This window comes from Maribacter sp. C-4077 (assembly GCF_055378385.1).
In genome coordinates, this window is sequence record NZ_AP038807.1 from 2,800,461 (window position 1) to 2,820,530 (window position 20,070).

A 20,070-nucleotide genomic window follows, 5' to 3' on the forward strand; every position below is an offset into this window, starting at 1 on the left:
ATGAGTTCAAAATACGAAGCACTGAAGCACGAATGTTTTGAAGCAAATATAGAATTGAACAACTTAGGTCTGGTCATTTATACATTTGGTAACGTGAGCGCTGTGGACAGGGAAAATGGCGTTTTTGCCATTAAACCAAGTGGAGTGCCCTATGAGAAACTCAAACCTGAGGATATCGTCATCTTGGATTATGACAACACTATAATCGAAGGTTCTATGCGGCCTTCCTCGGATACCAAGACACATGCCTATTTGTATAAGAATTGGGAACATATTGGAGGTATAGCGCACACCCATGCGACATACTCGGTAGCATGGGCTCAGGCTCAAAAGGACATTCCGGTATTTGGTACTACACATGCGGATCATTTAACAAAGGATATTCCCTGTGCGGAACCAATGCGCGATGAACTTATAGAGGGTAATTACGAACACAATACCGGAATTCAAATATTGGAATGTTTCAAGAATCGAAATCTTTCCCCTGAAGAAGTGGAAATGGTGCTGTTGGGAAACCACGGCCCCTTTGCTTGGGGCAAAACGGCGGCCAAGGCCGTGTATAACAGTAAGGTTTTGGAAACGGTGGCCCAAATGGCCTATCTAACGTTGCAAATAAATCCCGAAGCCCCAAGACTAAAGGATTCCCTTGTAAAAAAACACTACGAACGTAAGCATGGAAAAAATGCTTACTACGGACAAAAATAACTAACAACAGATTTATAATTAAATATATGGCAGAGAAGGAAATTTGGTTTGTAACGGGAAGCCAACATTTATATGGACCTGAAACACTTCATCAGGTCGCAAAAAATTCACAGGAAATCGTTAAGGGATTGAATAGATCGGCATTTATCCCGTTGCGAATTGTATATAAGCCTACAGTAAAGACACCCCAGGAAATAACGGATATCTGCTTGGAAGCTAGTTCAAATAAAGATTGCATTGGCATAATTACTTGGATGCATACCTTCTCACCGGCAAAGATGTGGATAAAGGGTCTAAGTGTTCTCAACAAGCCTCTTTGCCATCTGCATACCCAATTCAATGCGGAAATACCTTGGGAATCCATAGATATGGATTTCATGAACCTGAACCAATCTGCTCACGGAGATCGGGAGTTTGGTCATATGATGACCCGAATGCGCAAAAACAGAAAAATTATTGTCGGGCATTGGCAAACGGAAAGGGTACAGCAAAAACTGGGAAATTGGAGTCGTGTTGCCCTTGGATGGAACGAATTTCAAAATTTAAAGGTTGCCCGCTTGGGGGATAATATGCGGGAGGTTTCGGTGACCGATGGTGATAAAGTGGAGGCCCAGTTTCGTTTTGGCTTTTCCGTGAATGGATATGACTCGTCAGATGTAGTCAAGCACATAAAGGGATTGGACCAAAAGGAGGTCGATGCATTGGTTGAGAACTATGAGCAGGCATATGAATTGAGTGATTCTTTGAAAGAAGGAGGAAATCAGCGAAGCTCCTTAATCGAGGCGGCCAAGATAGAACTTGGACTCAGAAAATTTTTGGATGAAGGCGGATTTAAGGCCTTCACAGATACTTTTGAGAATCTTGGTGAATTAAAACAATTACCGGGAATCGCTACACAAAGATTGATGGCCGATGGTTATGGCTTTGGAGCGGAAGGAGATTGGAAAACTTCCGCATTGCTCAGGGCAATGAAAGTAATGGCCGAGGGATTAAAGGGTGGAACTTCTTTTATGGAAGACTACACCTATCACTTTACCCCTCAAAAATCCTATGTTATGGGATCTCACATGCTGGAAATTTGTCCGACCATAGCGGATGGAAAGCCTTCTTGTGAAGTACATCCTCTGGGAATAGGAGGCAAGGAAGATCCGGTGCGTTTGGTCTTCAATTCTCCCGCTGGGCCGGCAATCAATGTTTCCTTGGTGGATTTGGGGAATAGGTTCCGTTTAATCGTCAATGAAGTAGAGGCCGTGGAACCAGAAGGTAAATTACCTAACTTACCGGTAGCTAGGGTACTATGGGATGCACATCCTAATTTGGAGGTAGCCGCTACGGGATGGATTCTGGCAGGAGGTGCACACCATACGGTTTACAGCCAAGCGCTGACCACGGAATTTATAGAGGATTTTGCGGAAATGGCAGGCATTGAATTGGTGGTAATCGATAAAAATACGACCCTTAGGGAATTAAAAAACCAATTGAATGCCAACGAGGTCTATTTTCAATTGTTTAAAAATAACTTGTAAATAACTTAAACATGAAAAAATCAACCAACATTTATTATACATGTGCATTGCTGCTTTCGCTTGTGGTCAGTGTAAATTGTAAGGATAAAAAGGATAAGGAAATGAAAGAAGAAACTCCCAAAGAGAATATATCCAAGGTCAGTATTACGGAAAGTAATTATGGAACGACCCAGGACGGTAAAAAAGTAACTCAATTTTTCATGAAAAATGAAGGTGGTATCGAAGTGGATATTATCACCTATGGAGGTCGGATCACTTCTTTGAGAACTTCAGATAAGGACGGAAACATGCAAAATGTTGTCCTAGGCTTTGATGATTTGGCACAATATGAAAAGGACAATCCCTACTTTGGGGCGCTGATCGGGAGATATGGAAACCGTATTGCCAAAGGAAAGTTCAGTATTGGAGAAGAAGTATATACCTTGGCGCAAAACAATGGGGAAAATAGCCTGCATGGCGGTATCAAGGGATTTGACAAACAGGTTTGGGAAGCCAAGACAGAAGTAGGTGAAAATTCAGCTTCACTCACTCTTACCTATTTGAGCAAGGACATGGAAGAGGGCTTTCCAGGAAATCTAAGTACCACGGTTACCTATACCTTGAATGACGACAATTCCCTGGATGTATTGTATGAGGCTACAACGGATAAAGCTACCGTTGTAAACCTTACACAGCATGCCTATTTCAATTTATCGGGAGATTTTTCCCGTACTATTTTGGACCATGTTGTTGAAATTGATGCGGACACTTTCTTGCCTGTAGATGGTGGTCTAATCCCAACAGGGGAGTTGAGGCCAGTTGAAGGTACGCCTTTCGACTTTAGGGAACCGAAACTAGTAGGTCAGGATATTTCCGAGGATAACGAACAACTGCAATTAGGTGGTGGTTACGATCATTGTTGGGTGTTAAATGGCCAACAGGAGGGCTTTAGAAAAGTGGCTAGTGCCTATCACCCAGCAACAGGGAGGTATTTGGAGGTGTCTACGGATGAGCCAGGTATTCAGTTCTACACCGGAAATTTCTTGGATGGTACCCTTCCTGCTCCAAATGATAGCAAATATGCCAAGAGAAGTGGATTTTGTTTGGAAACCCAGCATTATCCGGATTCTCCTAACCAAGAAGAATTTCCTTCTGTAGTTCTAAATCCTGGTGAGACTTATACTACCAAGACAACATTTACATTAATGACCAAATAACGGCACAACTAAACCAATTAATTATGCAAACACTTGACACTTTTGACTGGGTAGCCATTGTATTTTATTTTTTAATTCTACTCAGTATTGCCGTTTGGGTTATTCGAAAGAAAGAGGACAATACTGAAGATTATTTTTTGGCAGGAAGGAATGTAGGTTGGTTCGTAGTAGGGGCTTCCATTTTCGCTTCCAATATCGGTTCGGAGCACGTGGTAGGACTTGCAGGAGCTGGGGCCAGCGATAAGCTTCCCATGTTGATTTACGAAATCCACGCTTGGATCGTCCTCATTTTAGGTTGGGTTTTTCTCCCCTTTTATGCCCGTAGTGGTGTGTTTACCATGCCAGAATTCTTGGAAAAGAGATTTGACGCCCGGTCCCGTTGGGTATTGTCCATCTTTTCGATTGTTGCCTATGTGCTGACGAAAATATCCGTTACTATTTATGCTGGTGGGGTAGTCGTTTCCGCCCTATTGGGCATCGACTTTTGGACGGGTGCCATCGCCACCGTAATATTAACAGGTATTTACACCGTGTTAGGGGGTATGCGAGCCGTAGTGTATACGGAAACCTTACAGGCCGTACTCCTTGTTTTGGGAGCCGCAGTACTTACCTATCTCGGATTGGAAAAAGTTGGAGGTTGGGGTAGTCTGGTGGAAACTGTAAAGCCAGAGTATTTGAATATGTGGCGACCACCTAGTGACCCGGATTTTCCTTGGCCGTCACTCGTGATTTCTAGTACCATCGTTGGAATTTGGTATTGGTGTACTGACCAGTACATCGTACAAAGGGCCCTGACGGCCAAAAATATCAAAGAGGGTAGGAGAGGTACCATTTTTGGCGCGGTTATGAAATTGATGCCTGTATTTCTCTTTTTGATTCCTGGGGTTATTGCCTTGGCCCTAAAAATGAGAGGCGAATTGCATTGGGATTCTCCGGATGAAGCATTTCCCGTATTGATGAGCAATGTGTTGCCATCCGGTTTGCGTGGTCTGGTAGCTGCCGGTCTACTAGCGGCCTTGATGAGTTCCTTGGCCTCGGTTTTCAATTCCGTTTCCACACTGTTTACTGTTGATATTTACAAAAAGCTTAGGCCCAATACCCCAGAAAAGAAATTGGTGCGTACAGGTCAGTTGGCGACTGTGGTAGTGGTAATCATCGGCATTATCTGGATTCCTATCATGGCCAATATTTCGGGAGTGCTTTATGAGTATTTACAGAGTGTACAGTCCTATATTGCGCCACCGATAACCGCCGTGTTCCTTTTAGGTATTTTCCACAAGCGCATCAATGGATTGGGAGCTTTTGCTACATTGATTATGGGTATTATCGTTGCTGCCATCCGAATTGTTTTGGAATTGATAAAGGGGGATTTGGATCCGGATGGATTTTTGTACGAAATGGGCAGTATGAACTTTTTGACCTTTGGAGCTTGGTTCTTTTTGGTATGTGTGATTTTTGCGGTGGTGACCAGTCTTTTTGCTCCGGCACCATCTGCAGAGAAAGTGGCCAACTTAACCTTTGGAACCATTAGCGCAGAAGAAAAAAGTAAAAATAAAAATAGTTACAATTGGAAGGACGTTGTTATCTCCATATTGGTATTAGCAGTAGTTGTTGGTGTTATGATATTTTTCAATGGAAAGTAAATTATAATTACTTGACTTTGTTTGAAATAAGAATGGTAAAATTATGCCAGGCTCCTGAGCCTGGCTTTTTTATCTTGGATTAATTTCTCAACTATGACAAAAGACATATTATCAGAATTAAATTCGTAGTATTTTTAAAGGAATAATAAATGCTAAGATCTACTTTTATGCAATCAGTATCTACAACCCTAATCATTGCTTTTTTGTTTTTTGCAGGCACTCCTCAAGTAAAAGCCCAAAAGAAATTGGATCAACAGACCGTGGCGGATTTACAAACAACACCCAAATACGGTTTTATACTTACAACTGAAAGGCACTTTAAGGGGGTACTTGGCATGTATGACCTTTTGATTGAAAACGGATTGGAAATTGAGGAATATGAAATTGTGGTAAAAGGTATGGTGGTCAAAGCACTTACAAAGGGGTCAGAGTTGGAGGCCTTTTTTGAAAAGTACAAGGGAAAGATAAAGGTGAGTGTATGTAGTGTTGCCATGGAAAAACTGGGTGTGGAAGCAGAAACCCTTTTTGACGGTTTGGACATCACTCCAACCGCTTCCGTAAGAATGCTTCAACTTCAAGCACTAGGCTATAATACGCTAACATATTAGTTAAATTTTGTATTTAACGATAACCAAGAATTTATGATTTTGAAGATAGGATGTTGTCCAAAGTCATAATGAATTTTTTTAAGTTGTCAGGAGTAATAAATACATGGCTAAATTTCGGGTCGCATGTAAAATTTATTGTTAAATATCCGTAATGTCTATGTTAAGGGACGTTTGGCTTTATTGGAAATTCTATACAATCCATTTTCCCAAGTATAACATAAACTAGCTTTTTTTTTACTTATCTAAGAAATGTTCCATTCGCCATGTATGAAATGGGAAAAAGAAATCGTAGGATAGGTAAAACGGTAAGTTCGTATTATGTAATTGGATTTTCATATAATGAGTAGTCTTAAATAAAGAATTCAGTTTTTATTGATATTCTGTCATTTTGCAATTTACTTATGAGGTACATTGCCAAAAAAACACCTTCTATTTAGTTGGGATACCGGGTAAGGTCAGGATTCATATTTATCAACTTTAACAAAAAGTTGGGTTTTCATTGATCAAAATTAAGAATTCATCTTTTATATTTGTACATACAAATGTTGTATAGACATTAATTAATATATTTTTTAATCAATTATCAATTGTAATGGAAAAAATAAGTAAATGGGTAATAGACCCTGCACATTCAGAAGTAAGTTTTAAGGTAAAACATATGATGATTTCTACGGTTACTGGGTATTTTGAAAAATTTGATGCTACTATAGAAACTGAGAATGACGAATTTGAAAATGCTTCCTTATCGGTAGAAATCGGCATAGACTCGATAAATACTAAAAACAAGGATAGGGATGGCCACCTTATGTCCGATGACTTTTTTAAAGCGGACGAATATCCAAAAATGACATTTATCTCCAAGTCTTTCGCCAAGGATAAAATTATTGGTAATTTGACCATACGTGATGTAACAAAGGAAGTTGTACTGGATGTAGATTTTAACGGTATTGCAGTAGACCCTTATGGTCAGACAAAAGCTGGTTTTGAAATTAGGGGAAGTATCAATAGAAAGGATTTCAATCTAACTTGGAGTGCTGTAACGGAAGCAGGGAATGTGGTAGTGTCAGATCAAGTAAAAATGGTCATCGATGCCCAGTTTATCAAGCAAGCTTAATTACCGTTGGTTATATTAAAGTCATTGTGAAGGTGTACCTTCTTTGATGACTATAAATACCGGTAATTCTTAAACAATGTAAAAATCAACCAAAGGATATATAGCTTTTGGTTGATTTTTTAGTTTTAAAAAATAGAAAGCCCAAATGACTTTGCACATGCTTTTATTAGAATTTTTTACTTAAAACTTCATAAAGAAAATTCGATATTGAAAACGCAAAAAACAGTTATAGGATTTACATGCTTGTCGAATGAATCGTGACCTCTACAGATTTAAATCAATTCCATCTATCATCATATTTCAGTAGCTTCAATTTTATAGTAAAAACTTTTAGACCAATTTGTTGACGAATGAAACCAAATCAAATCAATTAAAATGATGGTCCAAAAACGACAAAACCTTGCAAATCATAGATTTTGCAAGGTTTTCCTTTTGTTTGGAGTTTCCTCCCAGTGACCTCGACAGGATTCAAACCTGTAACCTTCTGAGCCGTAATCAGATGCGCTATTCAGTTGCGCCACGAGGCCATATTTCAATTTTCCCTAAAGCGGGGTGCAAATATATTTCTTTTTACATTTACCACAAAATTAAGACCCTTTATAATATATGGATTTCAAAAGTTATATAAGAGATGTGCCAGATTTCCCAAAACCAGGAATCATCTTTAAAGATATAACTCCCTTATTACAGAGTCATTGGGCTTTAAGTAGTGCTGCTGATAGTCTTATTAAGGACTTGAAAAAGGAGGATATAGACAAAGTTGTTGGTATGGAAAGTAGGGGGTTTATTTTTGGACCTATGCTAGCGGAGCGATTGGAATCCGGATTTGTACCTATTAGGAAACCGGGGAAATTACCTTATAAAACCTTGAGCGAATCATATAATTTGGAGTATGGTACAGATACCTTGGAGATTCATGTGGACGGTATAACCAAAGGGGATAGGGTTTTAATTCATGATGACGTTTTGGCGACAGGTGGAACCGCTTTGGCAACTACCAAATTGGTCGAAAAATTGGGAGGTATCATCGTACAATGTAATTTTTTGATTGAACTCTCTTTTCTAAACGGAAGGGAAAAAATCAAACCTTTTAAGGTAAAATCCTTGATATCCTACTAATCCAAAGCGCGGGTAGTAACATAGTATCTCCAACCAATAATGGCCAGTTGGAATTTACTGGCTTTGGATAAATCCAATTGTTTTTCTGAATATGAGGGCAATATAGCCTTATTCATCTTTGCCAAAAATTTAAAAAAACTTTTTTTCAAAACAATGGTTTTGTCAAAAATACAAAAATTGGTTACATTCTAATTTGACCTTCTTTTATATTCTGTCAGTAATTACTATCCTTTCTCAAAATCTATGTTATACTCCATTTATGTAAAATTGTAACCGGACCCGGCATTTTAATTGGTTTCTACAAATTTTCTCAAAGATTGTGGATGACAATACTTATTATGAAGTATAGTATGAGCTTAAATAAATTAATCATTTTTAAAAGTTTTAGGTTATACAATTGTTGATTATAGTCGATTATTCGAATAATATATAATGGAGTTTCGCTTCCATCCAAGTAATTTTAGTTAAATCGATATATTTGAATACAAGTATGTAAGTGAAATAATGTGATATGTTGTAATATTTGGAATCAACCCTACATTGATGTGATAAAATGTAATAGCTAAACGTCTTTTATCTTACATTTTATAAATTTTATAGGGGTAAAATGGGAGGTTTCCAAAAGTTGTAGGGGCATTTCATAAAAATTTCTTCGGTTTTCTCCGATTTCATTTTTTTTTACAAATGAAGAATGGCTTATTTGAGAAGTAACTTTTCTTTTTTGGGAAGGTTCGTTAAAGTGCATGGGAATCATTAAAAGTTCGATTTGTCTTACTTATTTCAAATGCCCGATGTTCGTAGTGATTTTCATTCACTAACTACCATTCACGGTATTTTCGCCCAATGGGAATTTTATCAACTCCATTTTATCTCCTTTTGGGTATTAAAAACTATTGCTTTGAAATCTTGGGGCTTCATTTATATTTGTGGGTAAACGTGTTATATGCAAAATGTACTTTTTGTTTTAATAGGGCTCCTATTGTTAATAGCCGGAGGTAGTTGGTTGTTGAAGTCAGCCGTGGCCATTTCCTTGCGGTTGAGCATACCCAAAATTGTCATAGGTATGACGGTGGTCTCCTTTGCTACTTCCGCACCGGAGCTTATCGTAAGTATAAAGGCGGCCTTGGATGGCTTTCCGGACTTGGCCCTGGGAAACGTAGTGGGGTCAAATATCGCCAATCTCGGTTTGGTGTTGGCGGTGACAGTTATTTTGGGAAGTATAGATGTGCGAAAAAGTTTTTATACGACGGACTGGCCTGTAATGATGCTTGCTTCGGTACTGTTTTTCGGCTTTATCTATTTTGATGGCAACTTGAGCCGGGTAGAAGGAATAATTATGGTCTCTTTTCTATTCTTTTTTTTGGTATACCTCCTTCGATTCCAGAAAACGGCCGTGGTAGACGAAATGCCCGAAGATGATATATTACTACCTCTATATAAAACCGTGCTGTTTCTGGGTCTGGGCGGTGTTGCACTTTGGGGAGGGTCCGAGTTGCTCATAAAGGGTGCCGTTGGACTAGCATCTTCTTTTGGGGTAAGTGACAGGGTCATTGGTATTACGGTTGTTTCGGTAGGGACGAGTATTCCGGAGTTGGCAGCCTCCGTCATCGCGGTATTGAAAAAGGAAAAGGCCATTTCCGTAGGTAATTTGATAGGTTCCAATATTTTTAATCTATTGGCGGTTTTGGGTATCACGGCGATAGTCTCGCCTATTTATGTGGTGGATACGGGTCTTTTGGAGAACGATATCTTTTGGATGCTTGGAATCTCCTTCGTGATACTTCCATTGGTCTTTTTTCCAAAAGGATTGCGTTTGGGATGGCGAGATGGTTTAATCCTTTTAGGAATTTACGTATCTTTTGTGTACGTAACGATAACCTGATTCTATGCATTGCAACCGATGGCCCAACCTTTTCTTTCTTCTTATGGCCTCGGTCTGTTGGGCCCAGGAAGCGGGTTTTGTCAGGGGCAAGGTTTTGGATGGAGAAACCAATGAACCGGTGGTTTTTGCCACTGTCCGTATTTTGGGAAAGGCCAAAGGGGTCATTACCAACATGGACGGTAGTTTCCGTTTGCCCTTGGAATTTAGGAAGGCAGGGGAGTCTATAGTAATCTCCTCCATGGGCTTCACAAAAAAGGAATATGCCCTGCAAAATCTATCGCCAAAAGATGTTAACATTATCTATTTGGAGCCCGGAGTTTTGGGTCTTTCCGAAGCACTTGTAACCGCTAAAAAGCGAAGAAGATTGTCGGCGGCTCAGATTCTACGTCGGGCTATTAAGGCGATTCCTATGAACTATCCAACCCGTGAGTTTGCTGCAATTGGTTACTACAGAGATTATCAATTGAGAAAAAACGAGTATGTAAATATGAACGAGGCATTTTTGGAAGTTGTTGATGAAGGTTTTGGTTCCAATGACTACTCCAATTCCAAAATACGTATTTACAATTTTCAAAAGAATCAGGATTTTAAGCAAGATTTTGAAGGTGAGTTCAAATATGATTATAAGTTCTATAAAAAGTTCATTGATAAGGCATATCTATATAATTACGGAGGAAACGAGTTTACCATACTAAGGATTCATGACGCCATAAGAAACTTTCAAGTCAACTCTTACGATTTTATTAATGTTTTTGAAAAGGATGTGATAGATAATCATTTCCTTAACAAGGAACCGGATACTTCAATGGATGATGAGGTATATTACACTATTGGTCTTAGACAGTCCATGTTGAAATACCTGGCCTTTGGGAATGTGTACATATCCAAAAGGGATTTTTCAATTCGAAAAATGGAGTACGCAGTGTACGATCGCTTTCGCAAGTTAAAGGACGGGGGTCTTAACAAGCATGGTAATGATCACGAAGCCATATTTGAAGTAATAACGGAATATGCGCCCAAGTATGGAAAGATGTATCCAAACTATATTTCGTTCTACAACACTTTCGAAGTAAGTAAACCTCCGGAATTTAGTGTGGAAGATGTGCTCTTGAACGGTCCTAAAAGTTGTTTTGTATTTAAGTTCAATGACAGGGTAGAATATGAATCTGCCCTAAAAAAACAAAACTATGATATACGTTTAAGGGGGGAAAGGCTAAAAATAAAAAAGGTAATGGTTTTTGAATATGAGGTGGAGGTATACCCCGATCTGTCCAGCAAGGCCTTTACTGATTTGGTGAACGAAATGGAATCCAAACAAAATAAAAGAATCGATTTTCAGGATATCTTTTATGCGGAGGCGTCCAATGTTGAAAACTTAAAAGGAAGTAAAGTTAATGAAATGACATATAACACATACCGCCAGTTCAGGGAATTTTTTGTGCAAGAAATACGGCCTAATGGAAGCATATTGAATGATACACTTTTTATGAACAAAGCATTACCAATTTTCCAACAACCGTATATTTTCAAACCAGAAAATTTCAAAGACTATTGGATGAACACGCCGCTTCCCAACATCCAAAACTAAAAAAGCCTCGAAGAATTCGAGGCCTTTCTTATCAACAATTAATTTTTACTTTTTAAACTTTCGCAGACTTCACGGTTTTAACGATTCTTCCTGCAATTTTGTATGGGTCACCGTTCGAAGCTGGACGTCTGTCCTCCAACCATCCTTTCCAACCACTTTCCACGGTTGCAATAGGAATACGGATCGAAGCCCCACGGTCAGAAATTCCATAGCTGAAATCGTTGATGGAAGCAGTTTCATGCTTACCGGTCAAACGCTGGTCGTTGAACTCGCCATACACCTCAATATGCTCCTTAACCACAGGTCTAAAGGCCTCACATATTTTCTCGTACACTTCTTTTGAACCGGCAGTTCTCAATGTAGTATTGGAGAAGTTGGCGTGCATACCAGAACCGTTCCAGTCCATGTCCTTGCCCAATGGTTTTGGGTGGTATTCAATGTAATATCCGTAGGATTCGGTAAGACGGTCTAATAAATATCGGGCAACCCAAAGCTCGTCACCTGCTTTTTTGGCTCCCTTGGCAAACAATTGGAATTCCCATTGTCCACACGCAACCTCTTGGTTGATACCTTCAAAGTTGATACCGGCCGCGATACAAAGATCGGCATGCTCCTCAACAATATCCCTTCCATGTGTGTTCTTTCCACCTACGGAGCAATAGTATAGACCTTGGGGTGCGGGATAACCACCTATTGGAAAGCCCAATGGCAGTTGTGTGTGGGTGTCCATAATAAAATATTCCTGCTCAAAACCAAACCAGAAGTCGTTATCATCATCATCTATAGTGGCCCTACCGTTGGACTCATGAGGGGTACCATCGGCATTTAAAACTTCCGTCATGACCAACCATCCGTCTTTTCTTGCAGGGTCCGGAAACAAGGCTACGGGTTTTAACAAACAATCCGAAGATCCTCCTTCTGCCTGTCTCGTGGAACTACCATCAAAGGACCACATTGGACAGTCTTCCAATTTTCCGCCAAATTTGTTGACCACCTTGGTCTTGCTTCTCATGTTTTGAGTTGGGTAGTATCCATCCAACCAAATGTATTCTAATTTAATCTTGCTCATAATTATTGGTAGTTATATTACAATTTAAAAAGACGACCAAAAATATGTTTTTTTCAGGTATCTAGGTATTTTTTGGGGGTTAAATCTCCAAGATTTCAATAAATAATATGATACCCCTAATTTTTGTCGGGTATTTTGTCAAATAAATATTTTTTGCACTTAAATTTGTCGAATTAATAATTTACTATAGCATGTCCATACCCAGATTTGAAGCCATTGTCCAGAGCCTAAAAAGAGAGGCCATTACCGTAGAGGAAAAAGGAAGACGTTCCGATATTTTTGGTTTGAATGTTTTCAATGAGGCCAAAATGCTTCAATATTTGACCAAGGATGCCTATGAGAGCTTGAAGGATGCCATTGTTACGGGTTCCAAAATTAACCGTAAGATTGCTGACCAGGTTGCAGAGGCCATTAAAGGTTGGGCAATTACCATGGGAGCTACCCATTATACCCATTGGTTTCAGCCTTTGACCGGGGCAACGGCTGAAAAACACGATGCATTTTTCGATCTAACGTTGGACGGTAGGGCCTTGGAGAAGTTCGGTGGCGGACAATTGGTGCAACAGGAGCCCGATGCGTCCAGCTTTCCAAGTGGTGGTATACGCAATACTTTTGAAGCAAGGGGATATACCGCATGGGACCCTACATCTCCTGCATTCATATACGGAACTACGCTATGTATACCCACCATTTTTGTTTCTTATACTGGCGAGGCCTTGGATAATAAAGCGCCCTTGTTAAGGGCATTGAGCGCTGTAGATGAAGCGGCGACCAACGTGGCAAAATATTTTGATAAAAACGTCACAAAAGTGAACGCTACCTTAGGTTGGGAGCAGGAGTACTTTTTAATCGATAAGGCATTGGCACATTCAAGGCCGGACATAATCATTACCGGCCGAACCCTAATGGGAGTATCGGCGGCCAAGGGCCAACAGTTGGACGATCACTATTTTGGGGTGATTCCACGCAGGGTATTGGGTTTTATGAGCGATCTGGAAAAAGAGTGCACCAAATTGGGGATTCCGGTGAAGACCAGGCACAACGAAGTTGCCCCAAACCAGTTTGAATTGGCCCCTGTTTTTGAGGAGGCCAATTTGGCCGTGGACCATAACCTATTGCTGATGGATGTTATGGATAAGATTGCGGACAGACATCATTTGAAAGTATTGTTCCATGAAAAGCCTTTTGCAGGTGTAAATGGCTCCGGAAAGCACAACAACTGGTCCTTGGCCACGGATACGGGCGTGAATTTGTTGAGTCCGGGTTCCACGCCCATGAAGAACCTACAGTTCCTGACCTTTTTTGTGAATACGATAAAGGCGGTGGATACCTATGAGGAAGTCTTGAGGTCATCCATTGCATCGGCGAGCAACGACCATCGTTTGGGTGCCAACGAGGCCCCGCCGGCTATTTTTTCAATTTTTATCGGGAAACAATTAAGCAGCGTTTTGGACGAACTGGAAGGGGTTTCCCAAGGAAAACTATCTCCGGAGGAGAAAACGGAACTTAAACTGAACGTTGTTGGCAAGATTCCTGAAATTCTTTTGGACAATACGGACCGTAACCGTACCTCGCCCTTCGCGTTTACCGGGAACAAGTTTGAAATGAGGGGTGTGGGTTCCAAAACGAACTGCGCCAAGCCCATGACGGTTTTGAACACCATAGTGGCCAAACAGCTCAAGGATTTTAAAAAGGAGGTGGATATTCTTTTGGACAAGAAGGGGCTTAAAAAGGACGAGGCCATCTTCAATGTATTGCGCGAGTATATCAAGACATGTAAAAGAATTCGCTTTGATGGTGATGGATACAGTAAGGATTGGGAGAACGAGGCAAAAAAGCGAAAATTAAGCAACAATAAAAATACGCCGGATGCCCTCCGTGTACTTGCCTCCAAGAGTACGGTTGATTTGTTCAGGTCGATGAAGGTCATGAGCGAAGTGGAACTGGGGGCAAGAATGGAGGTGGAACTGGAAACCTATGTGATGCACCTTCAGATCGAGGGACATGTGTACAGGGATATGGTATACAATTCGGTGATACCATCGGCCATCGCCTATCAGAATAAATTGATTACCAATGTATCCGGATTAAAGGAAATCTATGGTGCTGCCCACAAGGCATTTACGGAAGCCCAGCTTTCCATGATCGAAGAAATAGGACAACACATTTCCGCTTTGAAAAAGGCAACGGATACTTTGACCGATACCCAGAATAAGGCCGATAAAATAAAGGATACCGCGAAAATGGCGGAGGCGTACTGCAATGATGTAAAACCCTATTTTGATACCATCCGAAGCCATGCCGATCAATTGGAAAAGTTTATCGAGGATCAACTTTGGCCACTGACCAAGTATAGCGAGCTATTGTTTATTAAATAATCCTGAAGCTAAGGGTTCAAAAAGGCGGATATGAAATTTTATGGGGGTTGATTTTAAATTCAATTCCCCTATTTTTGCCACAAATTAGATCTAGATGTCCTCATCCCACAGTGAAAGATACAACCAACGCGGGGTTTCCGCTTCCAAGGAAGACGTTCATAATGCCATTAAAAACATTGATAAGGGTCTGTTTCCAAAGGCCTTTTGCAAAATTGTACCCGACTATTTGACCGGCGATGAAGACTACTGTTTGGTAATGCATGCGGACGGTGCGGGAACAAAGTCTTCCTTGGCCTATATGTATTGGAAGGAGACCGGGGATATTTCCGTCTGGAAGGGTATTGCGCAGGATGCGCTCATCATGAACATTGATGATTTGATATGTGTTGGTGCTACGGACAATATCATGCTTTCTTCCACTATTGGTAGGAACAAGAATAAAATTCCCGGGGAGGTCATATCGGCCATCATTAACGGCTCGGAAGAACTGATTCGCGAATTGGAAGCTTTTGGTATCACCATCAAATCAACCGGCGGTGAAACTGCGGATGTTGGTGATCTGGTGCGGACCATCATCGTGGATTCCACTGTAACTGCTAGATTAAAAAGGGACCATGTCATTGACAATGCCAATATTCAGGAAGGGGATGTAATCGTTGGTTTGTCATCCTTTGGTCAGGCTACGTATGAAAAGGAATACAACGGGGGTATGGGCAGCAATGGACTGACTTCGGCAAGGCACGATGTTTTTGCCAAATACCTTTCCGAAAAATATCCGGAAAGTTATGATAACGAAGTTCCCGAATCTTTGGTGTACTCAGGAAAGGCAAAACTCACTGACAGTGTTGAAGGGTCCCCATTGGATGCAGGGAAATTGGTTTTGTCACCTACAAGAACCTATGCGCCCATCGTGAAGAAAATTTTGTCCAGGTATGGTAAAAAGGAGATTCACGGAATGGTCCATTGCAGTGGCGGTGCCCAAACAAAAATCCTTCATTTTATAGATAATCTACACATTATCAAGGACAATCTTTTTGATATTCCGCCTTTGTTCAAATTGATTCAGGAGCAGTCCGGCACGGATTGGAAGGAAATGTACCAGGTGTTCAATTGTGGGCACCGTTTGGAAATATATACCGATGAAACAACGGCGAAGGACCTGATTTCCATTGCCCAAAGTTTTAATGTGGATGCCCAAATCGTCGGAAGGGTAGCCGCATCTCAGACCAAGAAATTGACCATAAAAAGTCAATTTGGAATCTTCGAGTATTAAGGCATACGAATAGCCCGATACGATCGTTTGTATTATAAATATTAGGCTATGCAAAGAAAGGAGTTTTTAAAAAGTTTGGGTGCCGGAGCGGCATTCGCCATAACGTTTCCCTGCTTGGGGAGCTGTTCCAAGGATAACGGCGAAAACGGAAATATCGTTGAAGAGCCTACCAACGTGGATTTTACCATCGATTTAGACGCTCCCGAAGCTGCCAATCTAGCTACCAATGGAGGGTTTATCCTCAAGAATTTGGTGGTCATTGCCAGAAATTTACAGGGCGAACTGGTCGCTGCAAGTCAGGTGTGTAGCCATGAAGGGTATGATGAGGTACGGTTTATCAACCAAAACGGCGGAATATTCTATTGTGACGTTCATGGATCGCAATTTGCCCAAGATGGCAGTAATTTAAATGCTGGAAACGGTAGGGCCACAAGACCCCTAAAGGTTTATCAAACATCACTTGATGGTACTATTTTAAGGGTATTCGAGTAATACACTGTTTGTCCCAATTCTTACAGCCATTGAATTCAGCTCCCCCAATACTGCCAATAGTAGTAAAGTTCCCCTACAATCGTTTTTCAAACGAAAGCCGAGTAACAAAAATTTGTCCGAATTTTTGGAAAATCACCGCGCAATTTAGTCGAACTAAACACGCGAAAAAATGAGGTTCCAAGTAATCATTCTATCCTTTTTCGTTTTTTGCTCCTTGTATGGCCAGGAAAAGAAATTTATTACGGTGAAACAGACCGTGACTTTAATGGGAGGCCCTTTCGAGATTACGGTAGTTTCCACGAATGAGGATTTAGGTTATATTAATATACAGGAGGCAATTGGTGAAATAGCACGTATAGAGAAGCTCATCTCTTCGTGGGACGAGAACTCGGAAACACATGCAATCAATAAAAATGCAGGTATCAAACCAGTAAAAGTGAGCTTAGAGCTCTTTAAGCTGATAGAACGTTGCAAACAAATCTCCGATATAACAGATGGTGCTTTTGACATTTCCTTTGCCGCTTTGGACAATCTTTGGGATTTTCAAGGGCCAATGTCGGCTAAGCCAACGCATATAGAAATAAGTAAAGGGCTTTCAAGGGTCAATTATAGGGACATTAGTCTTGATGAAAATAATTTAACAGTGTTCCTTACAAAGCCAGGCATGAAGATTTCGTTTGGGGCCATTGGAAAGGGATATGCCGTTGACAGGGCAAAGGACTTGCTAGTATCAAAAAAGGTTATCGCAGGGATGATAAATGCCTCTGGAGATCTTACAACATGGGGCACTAAGGCCAGTGGGGAAAAATGGATGTTAGGGGTTGCAAATCCCAATAATAGGACCAAGGTATTTTCGTGGCTGCCCATTGTGGAATCTTCCGTGGCTACCTCCGGAAACAAGGAGAGATACGTACTAATAAATAATGAAAAATATAAGGATATCCTAGATCCAAGAACCGGTTACCCTATTAGTGACCAAATACAAAGTGTTTCAATTTTTTCCAAAAATGCTGAACTTTGCGATGCCCTGGCCACAGCCATTATGGTTATGGGCACCAATGCTGGACTTGCCTTAGTAAACCAATTAGGGGATACAGAGGTAATCATTGTAGACTCAGAAAACAAAATGCATAAAAGTACTGGATTGATTCTCAATCAAATTCCGTGAATTACAGTTTTCGAAAAACGCATTTTCAGACACTTTTTTCTTATTTAAAACTATGCAATGGTCAGATTATAATACTTGGGCCGATGTGTAATTCCTCAATGCGGTACATAAAATTATTGTAATTTCGCAGTACAAGTGTAGTTGATAATGATAGACAAATTAAATATTGTAAAACAGCGTTTTGACGAGGTTTCGGACCTGATTATTCAGCCCGATATAATTGCAGATCAAGACCGGTACGTAAAACTTACAAAAGAATACAAAGATCTTAAGCAGCTAATGGCCAAAAGAGATCTGTATATGGAATTTACCAATAATATTTCCGAAGCGGAGGAAATCATCGCCGATGGTTCCGATGAAGAAATGCTGGAAATGGCAAAGATGCAATTGGAAGAGGCCAAAAGCAGTCTTCCTGCACTTGAGGACGAAATTAAGCTCATGTTGATACCCAAAGATCCTGAGGATGCCAAAGATGTTGTGATGGAAATTAGGGCGGGAACAGGTGGCGACGAAGCCAGTATTTTTGCCGGTGACCTCTTTAGAATGTATACAAAATATTGCGAAAATAAGGGTTGGAAAACGAATGTCATCGATTTGAGCGAAGGGACCAGCGGAGGCTATAAGGAAATCCAATTTGAGGTAACCGGTGAGGATGTCTACGGAACCTTAAAGTTTGAAGCAGGCGTCCACCGGGTGCAAAGGGTGCCGCAAACAGAAACCCAAGGTAGGGTACATACCAGTGCCGCAACCGTAATGGTTTTGCCGGAGGCTGAGGATTTTGATGTGCAAATAGACCCTAAGGACGTACGAATAGATTATTTCTGTTCTTCGGGACCTGGAGGACAGTCCGTAAATACGACCTATTCCGCAGTACGGCTGACGCATATTCCAACGGGACTGGTGGCGCAATGTCAAGATCAAAAATCGCAACACAAGAATAAGGACAAAGCTTTTAGGGTTTTGCGTTCTAGATTATACGATCTGGAATTGGCCAAAAAACAGGAAGAGGATGCCGCTAAAAGAAATTCCCAGGTAAGTAGTGGAGACCGGTCAGCTAAGATACGGACCTATAATTATCCACAAGGGAGGGTTACAGACCATAGGATAGGTCTTACCTTATATGATTTATCCAATATCATAGATGGGGATATCCAGCGGATAATTGATGAATTGAGCCTTGTTGAAAATACCGAGAAACTGAAAGTGGCATCGGAGATTTTTTAAATATCGGGGTATTTTGGCCCTATTTATTGAAAAGTAGTTTGATTTTATGACCACCCAAGATTTGGTACAACAAATCCGTATGAAAAAGTCCTTTCTGTGTATTGGACTTGATACGGACCTAGAGAAAATCCCACCCCATTTATTGCAGGAAGAAGACCCCATTTTTGAATTCAACAAGGCCATTATTGATGCTACGAATCATCTATGCGTGGCCTACAAGCCTAATATTGCATTTTATGAAGCTTATGGTATAAAAGGATGGAAGTCCTTGCAGCGAACCATTGATTATTTGAACGAGCGGTATCCGGAGCAGTTTACCATAGCAGATGCAAAACGAGGGGACATTGGAAATACTTCGGCAAGATATGCAAATGCTTTTTTTGAGGATTTAAATTTCGACTCCATTACGATTGCCCCGTACATGGGCAAAGATTCCGTGGAGCCTTTTTTAAGTTTTGAAAATAAGCACACTATATTACTGGCATTGACCTCCAATGTTGGGGCCTTCGATTTTCAAACAAAAAAAATAAATGGCATTGAGCTTTACAAGGAAGTGCTAAGAACTTCCAAGACCTACAAAGGAGCCCATAATTTGATGTATGTGGTTGGGGCGACCAAGTCGGAATATTTGACGGAAATCCGTGAAATAATCCCCAATAACTTTTTGTTGGTCCCAGGGGTAGGTGCCCAGGGGGGAAGTCTTGAGGAGGTCTGTGAACATGGAATCACTCCAGACATTGGACTATTGGTCAACTCCTCCAGGGGAATCATATATGCTTCCACAGGAACCGATTTTGCCAAAGCCGCCGCAAATAAGGCAAGTGATTTACAAGTTCAAATGCAAAAAGAATTGGAGTCCAGAAACTTACTTTAAATAAGATTCTCCAGGGACTTTTGGATTTTTTCGGCCCTCAATTCAAAAAACTCGCTCAACTTGGTATTGGAATATCTCATTTTAGAGGCTTTCTCAATGAAGTTTTGGTATTGATATTCCAACAATGTAATAACGTTTGGTTTTGCCGCGATCGGGGTTACAGTTCCCACTTTACAATATTGCTTTTCCATAGTAGTAAATTTGTTCTTTC

Annotated in this window: 18 protein-coding genes and 1 tRNA gene; 15 read left to right on the forward strand and 4 right to left on the reverse strand. The window is 40.7% G+C overall.

Features of this window, described 5'->3' with window-relative positions; translation table 11 throughout:
* The 6 genes from ACZ41C_RS12050 to ACZ41C_RS12075 all read left to right on the forward strand — a co-directional run bounded on the left by ACZ41C_RS12050 (window position 1) and on the right by ACZ41C_RS12075 (window position 6,792).
* On the forward strand, window positions 1-705 hold the full coding sequence (locus ACZ41C_RS12050) for an L-ribulose-5-phosphate 4-epimerase (RefSeq protein ID WP_464561674.1): 705 nt from the start codon (window positions 1-3) through the stop codon (window positions 703-705).
* Between the two features lie 26 nt (window positions 706-731).
* A complete protein-coding gene (gene araA, locus ACZ41C_RS12055) occupies window positions 732-2,231 on the forward strand; it encodes an L-arabinose isomerase (protein WP_464561676.1) in 1,500 nt (499 codons plus the stop codon).
* A gap of 11 nt (window positions 2,232-2,242) precedes the next feature.
* On the forward strand, window positions 2,243-3,427 hold the full coding sequence (locus tag ACZ41C_RS12060; RefSeq protein WP_464561678.1) for an aldose epimerase family protein: 1,185 nt from the start codon (window positions 2,243-2,245) through the stop codon (window positions 3,425-3,427).
* Between the two features lie 23 nt (window positions 3,428-3,450).
* The gene (locus ACZ41C_RS12065) at window positions 3,451-5,070 is read left to right on the forward strand and encodes a sodium:solute symporter (RefSeq protein ID WP_464561680.1); all 1,620 of its coding nucleotides are present in this window, start codon (window positions 3,451-3,453) and stop codon (window positions 5,068-5,070) included.
* A 167-nt stretch (window positions 5,071-5,237) separates the two neighbouring features.
* Window positions 5,238-5,678: a hypothetical protein gene (locus ACZ41C_RS12070; protein WP_464561682.1), complete on the forward strand. Its 441-nt coding sequence runs from the start codon at window positions 5,238-5,240 to the stop codon at window positions 5,676-5,678.
* A gap of 592 nt (window positions 5,679-6,270) precedes the next feature.
* Entirely contained in the window at window positions 6,271-6,792 is a 522-nt protein-coding gene (locus tag ACZ41C_RS12075) for a YceI family protein (RefSeq protein ID WP_464561684.1), read from the forward strand.
* Window positions 6,793-7,245: 453 nt separating this feature from the next.
* Here the strand turns inward: ACZ41C_RS12075 and ACZ41C_RS12080 are convergent.
* Window positions 7,246-7,319 (reverse strand) — tRNA-Arg (locus tag ACZ41C_RS12080).
* Between the two features lie 79 nt (window positions 7,320-7,398).
* Here ACZ41C_RS12080 and ACZ41C_RS12085 point away from each other — a divergent pair.
* Complete coding sequence (locus tag ACZ41C_RS12085; protein ID WP_464561686.1) at window positions 7,399-7,911, forward strand: adenine phosphoribosyltransferase; 513 nt, start codon at window positions 7,399-7,401, stop codon at window positions 7,909-7,911.
* On the opposite strand, the gene ACZ41C_RS12090 is transcribed toward ACZ41C_RS12085, so the two are convergent.
* Window positions 7,908-8,060, reverse strand: a complete 153-nt coding sequence (locus ACZ41C_RS12090; protein ID WP_464561688.1) for an SsrA-binding protein — start codon at window positions 8,058-8,060, stop codon at window positions 7,908-7,910. The two genes, ACZ41C_RS12085 and ACZ41C_RS12090, sit on opposite strands and share 4 nt — an antisense overlap.
* Before the next feature lie 794 nt (window positions 8,061-8,854).
* Between ACZ41C_RS12090 and ACZ41C_RS12095 the strand changes: the two genes are divergently transcribed.
* Window positions 8,855-9,793, forward strand: a complete 939-nt coding sequence (locus ACZ41C_RS12095) for a calcium/sodium antiporter (RefSeq protein ID WP_464561690.1) — start codon at window positions 8,855-8,857, stop codon at window positions 9,791-9,793.
* A gap of 4 nt (window positions 9,794-9,797) precedes the next feature.
* The gene (locus ACZ41C_RS12100; protein WP_464561693.1) at window positions 9,798-11,381 is read left to right on the forward strand and encodes a carboxypeptidase-like regulatory domain-containing protein; all 1,584 of its coding nucleotides are present in this window, start codon (window positions 9,798-9,800) and stop codon (window positions 11,379-11,381) included.
* A gap of 52 nt (window positions 11,382-11,433) precedes the next feature.
* Here the strand turns inward: ACZ41C_RS12100 and ACZ41C_RS12105 are convergent, their stop codons facing one another.
* Complete coding sequence (locus ACZ41C_RS12105) at window positions 11,434-12,450, reverse strand: glutamine synthetase beta-grasp domain-containing protein (RefSeq protein WP_099545290.1); 1,017 nt, start codon at window positions 12,448-12,450, stop codon at window positions 11,434-11,436.
* Between the two features lie 191 nt (window positions 12,451-12,641).
* Here ACZ41C_RS12105 and ACZ41C_RS12110 point away from each other — a divergent pair, with 191 nt between their 5' ends.
* The 6 genes from ACZ41C_RS12110 to pyrF all read left to right on the forward strand — a co-directional run bounded on the left by ACZ41C_RS12110 (window position 12,642) and on the right by pyrF (window position 19,859).
* On the forward strand, window positions 12,642-14,828 hold the full coding sequence (locus ACZ41C_RS12110; protein ID WP_464561698.1) for a glutamine synthetase III family protein: 2,187 nt from the start codon (window positions 12,642-12,644) through the stop codon (window positions 14,826-14,828).
* Between the two features lie 94 nt (window positions 14,829-14,922).
* Window positions 14,923-16,101, forward strand: coding sequence for an AIR synthase related protein (locus ACZ41C_RS12115; RefSeq protein WP_464561701.1), 1,179 nt, complete (start codon window positions 14,923-14,925; stop codon window positions 16,099-16,101).
* A 48-nt stretch (window positions 16,102-16,149) separates the two neighbouring features.
* Window positions 16,150-16,593, forward strand: coding sequence for a QcrA and Rieske domain-containing protein (locus ACZ41C_RS12120; RefSeq protein WP_138257500.1), 444 nt, complete (start codon window positions 16,150-16,152; stop codon window positions 16,591-16,593).
* 169 nt (window positions 16,594-16,762) lie between these two features.
* Window positions 16,763-17,761, forward strand: coding sequence for an FAD:protein FMN transferase (locus ACZ41C_RS12125; RefSeq protein WP_240042676.1), 999 nt, complete (start codon window positions 16,763-16,765; stop codon window positions 17,759-17,761).
* A gap of 147 nt (window positions 17,762-17,908) precedes the next feature.
* Window positions 17,909-18,985 carry a peptide chain release factor 1 gene (gene prfA, locus ACZ41C_RS12130; protein WP_138257501.1) on the forward strand — a complete coding sequence of 359 codons (1,077 nt, stop codon included), beginning with the start codon at window positions 17,909-17,911 and terminating at the stop codon, window positions 18,983-18,985.
* 46 nt (window positions 18,986-19,031) lie between these two features.
* Window positions 19,032-19,859, forward strand: coding sequence for an orotidine-5'-phosphate decarboxylase (gene pyrF / locus ACZ41C_RS12135; protein ID WP_464561712.1), 828 nt, complete (start codon window positions 19,032-19,034; stop codon window positions 19,857-19,859).
* Here the strand turns inward: pyrF and ACZ41C_RS12140 are convergent.
* Complete coding sequence (locus ACZ41C_RS12140; protein WP_138257503.1) at window positions 19,856-20,050, reverse strand: hypothetical protein; 195 nt, start codon at window positions 20,048-20,050, stop codon at window positions 19,856-19,858. The two genes, pyrF and ACZ41C_RS12140, sit on opposite strands and share 4 nt — an antisense overlap.
* Window positions 20,051-20,070: the final 20 nt, after the last annotated feature.